This window comes from Streptomyces sp. MB09-02B, from assembly GCF_033794485.1.
Taxonomy (GTDB): Bacteria; Actinomycetota; Actinomycetes; order Streptomycetales; family Streptomycetaceae; genus Streptomyces.
The window spans coordinates 1-6157 of the sequence record NZ_JARGEE010000484.1 but is presented as its reverse complement, the minus strand read 5'-3'; the positions used below and the strand labels follow the sequence as shown (position 1 = coordinate 6157).

Genomic DNA, 6157 nt, shown 5'->3' with positions numbered 1-6157 from the left:
GGAGGGACCACGGCGGGGACGGGCCCGGGCTGACGGACGGGGCCGGGCAGGCGGACGGGCCTGGCAGGCGGACGCTCGCGCGGGACTGATCACCCCCCGCCCCGGGAACCCGGTTCCCGTGCATCCCCACATCGAGGACTACGCCCTGATCGGCGATCACCAGACGGCCGCGCTGGTGAGTCGCCACGGTTCCATCGACTGGCTCTGCCTGCCGCGGTTCGACTCGGCCGCGTGCTTCGCCGCGCTGCTCGGTGACGAGGAGAACGGCCACTGGAGGATCGCGCCCGACGCGGGCGGCACCTGTACCCGGCGGTCGTACCGGCACGACTCGCTCGTGCTCGACACCGAGTGGGAGACGGACGAGGGCGCGGTACGCGTCACCGACCTGATGCCGCAACGCGACCGCGCCCCCGACGTCGTACGGATCGTGGAGGGCCTGTCCGGCCGGGTCACGATGCGCAGCACCCTGCGGCTGCGGTTCGACTACGGCTCGGCCGTTCCCTGGATGCGCAGGTCGGCCGGCCACCGCGTGGCGGTCGCCGGCCCCGACTCGGTATGGCTGCGCAGCGAACCCCGGGTGCGGTCGTGGAGCGAGGACCGGGCCACGTACGCGGAGTTCACGGTGGAACCGGGCGAGAAGGTCGCGTTCGTGCTGACCTGGCACCCCTCCCACGAGCCCCGCCCCCGCCTGGTCGACCCCTACGAGGCGCTGCGGTCGAGCCTCCACGACTGGCGGGCCTGGGCGGCGCGCTGCCGGTACGACGGCCCGCACCGGGACACCGTGGTCCGCTCGCTGATCACCCTCAAGGCCCTCACCTACGCCCCGACCGGCGGCATCGTCGCGGCGGCCACCACCTCGCTGCCCGAGGAGATCGGCGGCGTCCGCAACTGGGACTACCGGCACTGCTGGCTGCGCGACTCCACCCTCACCCTCGGCGCACTGCTGTCCTGCGGCTACCAGGAGGAGGCCGAGGCCTGGCGCGACTGGCTGCTCCGCGCGGTCGCGGGCGACCCGGCCGACCTGCAGATCATGTACGGCCTCGCCGGTGAGCGCCGCATCCCCGAGCACGAACTGCCGTGGCTGTCCGGCTACGAGGACTCGCGCCCGGTCCGGGTCGGCAACGACGCCGTCCACCAGCTCCAGTTGGACGTGTACGGCGAGGTCATGGACTCCCTCTTCGTGTCCCGGCGTTCGGGCCTCCCCGACAAGCCCGACATGTGGCGGATGCAGTGCGCGCTGATGGACTACCTGCGGACGGCCTGGCGGAAGCCGGACGAGGGGCTGTGGGAGGTGCGCGGGCCGCGCCGCCACTTCACGCACTCCAAGGTGATGTGCTGGGTCGCCGCCGACCGGGCCGTGCGCACGCTGGAGGACGACCCGACCCTGACCGGCGGCGACCTCGAAGGCTGGCGGGCCCTGCGCGACGAGATCCACCGCGAGGTCTGCGAACGCGGGTACGACGCCGACCGGGGCACGTTCACCCAGTCCTACGGCTCCCGTGAACTCGACGCCGCGCTGCTGCTGATCCCCCTCATGGGCTTCCTGCCCCCGGACGATCCCCGGGTCGTCGGCACGGTCGACGCGATCCGTGAGGAGCTGTGCCACGAGGGGTTCGTCCGCCGTTACAGCGCGGACCACCTCACGGCGGCGACGGGCTCCGTCGACGGGCTGCCGGGCGGCGAGGCCACGTTCCTCGTCTGTTCGTTCTGGCTGGCGGACGCACTGCACCTGACCGGCCGCACACGGGAGGCGCGCGACCTGTTCGACCGGCTGGTGGGGCTGGTCAACGACGTGGGCCTGCTCGCGGAGGAGTACGACCCCGTCGCGGGCCGTCAGCTGGGCAACTTCCCGCAGGCGTTCAGCCACGTCGGTCTCGTCGGCACCGCCCTCGCCCTCTACGACGGGAAGAAGGCAGGATAGGGCCATGGATCTTGGGCTGAAGGACCGTGTCTACATCGTCACCGGGGCGACCCGCGGACTGGGCAACGCGGTCGCACGGGAACTCGTCGCCGACGGCGCGAAGGTGGTCGTCACGGGCCGCGAGGAGGAGAGTGCGGGTGCTGCGGCCGCCGCACTCGGCGCGAACGCGGTGGGAGTCGCCGCGGACAACGCGGACCCCGAGGCCGCCGGGCGGCTGATCACCGCCGCCCGTGAGCACTTCGGGCGCTTCGACGGCATTCTGGTCAGCGTGGGCGGCCCGGCGCCCGGCTTCGTCGCCGACACCACCGACGAGCAGTGGACCACCGCGTTCGAATCGGTGTTCCTGGGGGCGGTGCGCCTGGCGCGGGCCGCGGCCGAGGAGTTGGGCGAGGGCGGCGTGATCGGCTTCGTGCTGTCGGGGTCCGTGCACGAGCCGATCCCCGGGCTGACCATCTCCAACGGGCTGCGGCCCGGGCTCGCCGGCTTCGCCAAGTCGCTGTCCGACGAGTTGGGGCCGCGCGGCATCCGGGTGGTCGGCCTGCTCCCGGCCCGTATCGACACGGACCGGGTGCGGGAGCTGGACGGGATGTCGGCGGACCCGGAGGCGACGCGGGCGGCGCACGAGTCGCGCATTCCGCTGCGGCGGTACGGGCGCCCGGAGGAGTTCGGACGCGCGGGAGCGTTCCTGCTGTCTCCGGCCGCTTCCTACCTGACGGGGATCATGCTGCCGGTCGACGGTGGGATGCGGCACGGATTCTGACCGGGGGTCGGGGAGGCCGGGATGGACCGGCCGTCAACTCACCCTCTGGGCACGGTGTTTGGCTTCTCTCAACCGGACCTCCGCCGGGAGCGCGGCCAGTCCCGCCGACTCCCTGGCGTGCGTCAGTGCCCCGGTCGTCAGCGTGTGCAGGGCGTCCCCCGGGTTCACATGGGGCTGGAGGAGGAGGCGGACCCGGGCCTCGGGGGCGTTGCGGCGGCCGGTCAGCCGGGCGTGGGCGCGTTCGACGCCGTCCGAGCCGGCCGCCTCGGCCGTGAGGACTCCCTCCAGCGCGCGCCCTCGGAGCAGTGCGCCCTCCCCGTCGCCCGTGTCGACGAGCACCTCGGCGAGACGGTGGCGGCGCAGCACCGCTGTCAGCCACCACAGGGCGAGCAGGACCAGGACGGCGAGCACCGCGATCACGGCGGGCCACCACCAGCCCGAGTCGCGCCAGCGCGTCCGGCCGGCGTCGCTGAGCAGCACGTCCCGCCGGCCGTCGTAGGGCCACCAGGAGGGCGGGTCCACACCCAGCCCGACGACGAGGACGGCGCCGCCGACCACCACCAGGACGAGCCCGACGACTCCGAGCAGCACGCGGTTGACGATCCTCAGCATCGCCGTCACCCCTTCCGGCCGGGGCGGCGGACATGCACCGACAGGGCGGGGGGCCGGGACAGGCCCAGCCCCCGGATGCCGTCGGCGAGCGTCACGTCCAGGTCGGCCCGTACGTCGTCGAGTTCCCGGAAGTGGGACACCGCGCGGACGTCGACCCGCTTGCGTCCCGCCCGGACCCGTACGGACTGCACGCCCGACACCTCCATGGCCCGGTCGCGCAGGGCCAGCGCGGCGGCGCCCCGGTGCAGTCCGGCCCGTACGTGGGGGTGGGCGCGGCGCATGGGCAGGACGTCACGCAGCCCGGGGGTCGCGGCCAGGACCAGCAGCCAGAGGCCGAGGAGTACGGCGACGGCGGCGCCGGCGAGCACCCAGGTGTCGTCGAGGGGCCGCTCGGCGAGTTCCCGGGCGAGCGAGCGGCGCCACGCCATGGCGGGCCGGTCGGCACGGACGGCGACGACGTCGTAGAGGAGGAGGCCCGCGCCCGCGACGAGCAGCATCGCGAGGACGCCCGCGGGAACTCTGCGCGCGGACCAGAAGCGCCGCTCGCCGCCGTTCTCGCCCTCCTCCCCGTCCAGGGCGGGCGGCGGGTGGTAGGCGGAGGCGGACGCGGACTGGTCCGGATCGCGGCCGGCCGCCTTGTCGCCGACTGTCGCGTCGACCGGGCCACCGGCCTGCTCTTCGGACTGCCCGGCGGTTTGCTCCCCTGCCTTCTCGATGACGGGTAGTCGTCGCGTGGTGCCTTCGGTGCCCTGGGGTTCGCTCATCGCGTCCTCCCCTGTGCCACGTCGTGTGCGGGTGCCAGGTGCAGCCGTTCCACCTGGACGGCCACCTCCGTCACGCGCATTCCCGCCAACGTCCCTACCCGCTCGATGACATGGCGACGCACCGCAGCGCACTGGCCACCGATGTCGGAGGGGTAGGGGAGCCCGAGCGTGACGCGGACGCGCGCGGTCTCGTGATGGACCACGACAGTGGCGTTCGGGGGCGCGGAGGCGAGCGCCGGTGCCACCAGTGCCTCGCGCGCCGCCTGGCCGGCGATCTTCGCGACCACCCGGTCGGCGATCCGGGTCGCCCCGCGTCCACCGGGCGCCACGACCCTCGTCTCCCGCGTCTCCCGTGTTTCCTGCGTCTCCGGGGGGCGGCCGTTGTCCACCGGATTCATCGGCGTCGGTCGTCACGCGGGCGGAAGAGGTCGCCCAGGTCCAGGTCCCCCTCCAGGAACCTGCCGACGACGAAGCCGACGGCGCCCAGCGCGGCAACCAGCAGGAAGGCACCGAATCCGCCGAAGTACCCGGCGAAGCCCAGCGCCATCCCGGCGACCATGCCGATCACGGCCAAACTCATGCTGCGCTCCTAGCGACTCGGAGACTCCTGACACCGGCGGACGGGGTTCGAGGCCCTGCGCGGTGGGGCGGAAGCGCCTGCCCCGCTCACTGCAGCCGGGACTCCGGCTCGTCGTCCTCCTCGTCCGGCAGCTTCACATCGCTGACGGCGATGTTGACCTCGACGACCTCCAGGCCGGTCATCCGCTCGACGGCCGCGATGACGTTCTCGCGCACATCACGGGCCACATCGCTGATGGAGACCCCGTAGTCGACGACGATCTCCAGGTCGAGCGCGGTCTGCACCTCGCCGACCTCGACCTTCACGCCCCGGGTCACGGACTTGGCCCCGCCGGGGACCCGGTCGCGCACGGCCCCGAACGTCCGGGACAGTCCGCTGCCCATGGCGTGGACGCCCACCACTTCCCGCGCGGCGAGCCCGGCGATCTTCTCCACGACGCCGTCGGCGATGGTCGTACGCCCCCGGCCCGCCGGATCACCGCCGCCGCGCCGGGTCGTCCTGCGCCCGACCTGCGGCGACTCCTTGGTGGTGTCGGGCCCTTCCGTCCGGTTCCGCTCCGTCATGTCAGTCATGCCGTCAGTCCCTTCCGGTCGTCCCCCTCAAGCCACAGTAAGCGCGGTTGCGGCACCGCGCGCCGGGGATGCGGCAGGCTGGAGGAATGACGGCGGACAGTTGGGCGAAGGCGGTGCGCCGGCAGCTCGGGTTCGGCCGCGTGCTCCCCCTGGGCGGCCCGCACGACGGCGCGTGGATCACGGAGAGCGCGGCGAGGACGGCCCTGCGAAGCGCGGCCACGCCCCTGCGCGGGCTCACGCTCGGACGGCTCCGTATCTCGCCCGTCGACTCCGGTGAGGAGAAGGGCGAGGTCGCGGACGGCCACGGCCACGAGACGGCCGTGCCCCCGCCTCCGAGTGCCCTGCCGCCCGGTCCGCTCCGGGTCACGGCCGACCTCGCGGCCTCGGCAGGCCCGGCCGCCGAGCCCCTACCGGCCACGGCGGCCCGGCTGAGGAAGGCCCTGTTCACGGCCGCCGGGGAACGTCTCGGGCTGACGGTGGCCGAGGTGGATCTCCGGGTGACGCTCCTGGTGGAGACGGACACTGGGCCGTCCGGTCAGCTGGGGGCCGACGCGGAGTCGTTCGGTCCCGCGCCCTCCTCGTCGTCCCCGACCGCCGCCGCTTCGACGGCGCCCACGGCGGCGGTCGGGGACGACGAGGAGGCCCAGGTGGCCGCGGCGGCACTCTCCGTCCCCGGCGTCGCCCGGCTGACCGGCGTCTTCGGGGGTCTCGGTGTCCTGGGCGGCCTCGGCGGAGTCGACGGTCCCGCTCGCTCGGTCGACATCGCCGCCGGGCCGGCCCTCTCCCGCCGCCATGTCCGCGTGGAACTGGCGGTGACGGAGGAACGCCGCGCCCTGGACGTGGCCCGCGAGGTACGCGCGGCGGTGAGCGACTCCCTGCCGGACCGCCCTTCGGTGGCGGTACTCGTCACAGCGGTCGGCACCTGATCCCGAGAACCCGCCCCTCGAC

8 protein-coding genes are annotated in these 6157 nt (G+C 74.0%); 3 read left to right on the top strand and 5 right to left on the bottom strand.

The genetic code is table 11. From position 1 onward, the window contains the following. Nucleotides 1-118: 118 nt before the first annotated feature. Complete coding sequence (locus P1P70_RS38540; RefSeq protein WP_319246085.1) at nt 119-1921, top strand: glycoside hydrolase family 15 protein; 1803 nt, start codon at nt 119-121, stop codon at nt 1919-1921. 4 nt (nt 1922-1925) lie between these two features. Then, the gene (locus tag P1P70_RS38535) at nt 1926-2681 is read left to right on the top strand and encodes an SDR family oxidoreductase (protein WP_319246083.1); all 756 of its coding nucleotides are present in this window, start codon (nt 1926-1928) and stop codon (nt 2679-2681) included. A gap of 33 nt (nt 2682-2714) precedes the next feature. On the opposite strand, the gene amaP is transcribed toward P1P70_RS38535, so the two are convergent. The 5 genes from amaP to P1P70_RS38510 form a co-directional block, all read right to left on the bottom strand. Beyond that, the gene (gene amaP / locus P1P70_RS38530) at nt 2715-3293 is read right to left on the bottom strand and encodes an alkaline shock response membrane anchor protein AmaP (RefSeq protein ID WP_319246082.1); all 579 of its coding nucleotides are present in this window, start codon (nt 3291-3293) and stop codon (nt 2715-2717) included. Nucleotides 3294-3298: 5 nt separating this feature from the next. Then, a complete protein-coding gene (locus tag P1P70_RS38525; RefSeq protein ID WP_319246080.1) occupies nt 3299-4057 on the bottom strand; it encodes a DUF6286 domain-containing protein in 759 nt (252 codons plus the stop codon). After that, the gene (locus P1P70_RS38520; protein WP_319246078.1) at nt 4054-4455 is read right to left on the bottom strand and encodes a hypothetical protein; all 402 of its coding nucleotides are present in this window, start codon (nt 4453-4455) and stop codon (nt 4054-4056) included. The genes P1P70_RS38525 and P1P70_RS38520 overlap by 4 nt, the downstream gene beginning before the upstream one ends. Next, nucleotides 4452-4637 (bottom strand): hypothetical protein, encoded by a 186-nt coding sequence (locus tag P1P70_RS38515; RefSeq protein ID WP_319246076.1) that lies wholly within the window; start codon nt 4635-4637, stop codon nt 4452-4454. Before P1P70_RS38515 ends, P1P70_RS38520 begins: the two co-directional genes overlap by 4 nt. Nucleotides 4638-4723: 86 nt before the next feature. Next, nucleotides 4724-5209, bottom strand: a complete 486-nt coding sequence (locus P1P70_RS38510) for an Asp23/Gls24 family envelope stress response protein (protein WP_319246074.1) — start codon at nt 5207-5209, stop codon at nt 4724-4726. 86 nt (nt 5210-5295) lie between these two features. Between P1P70_RS38510 and P1P70_RS38505 the strand changes: the two genes are divergently transcribed. Continuing rightward, on the top strand, nt 5296-6135 hold the full coding sequence (locus tag P1P70_RS38505) for a nucleopolyhedrovirus P10 family protein (protein WP_319246072.1): 840 nt from the start codon (nt 5296-5298) through the stop codon (nt 6133-6135). Nucleotides 6136-6157 lie beyond the last annotated feature (22 nt).

Coding starts and splice junctions, on each gene's coding strand:
- P1P70_RS38535 (WP_319246083.1), top strand. CDS start 1,926: ATGGATCTTGGGCTGAAGGACCGTGTCTACATCGTCACCGGGGCGACC.
- amaP (WP_319246082.1), bottom strand. CDS start 3,293: ATGCTGAGGATCGTCAACCGCGTGCTGCTCGGAGTCGTCGGGCTCGTC.
- P1P70_RS38525 (WP_319246080.1), bottom strand. CDS start 4,057: ATGAGCGAACCCCAGGGCACCGAAGGCACCACGCGACGACTACCCGTC.
- P1P70_RS38520 (WP_319246078.1), bottom strand. CDS start 4,455: ATGAATCCGGTGGACAACGGCCGCCCCCCGGAGACGCAGGAAACACGG.
- P1P70_RS38515 (WP_319246076.1), bottom strand. CDS start 4,637: ATGAGTTTGGCCGTGATCGGCATGGTCGCCGGGATGGCGCTGGGCTTC.
- P1P70_RS38510 (WP_319246074.1), bottom strand. CDS start 5,209: ATGACTGACATGACGGAGCGGAACCGGACGGAAGGGCCCGACACCACC.
- P1P70_RS38505 (WP_319246072.1), top strand. CDS start 5,296: ATGACGGCGGACAGTTGGGCGAAGGCGGTGCGCCGGCAGCTCGGGTTC.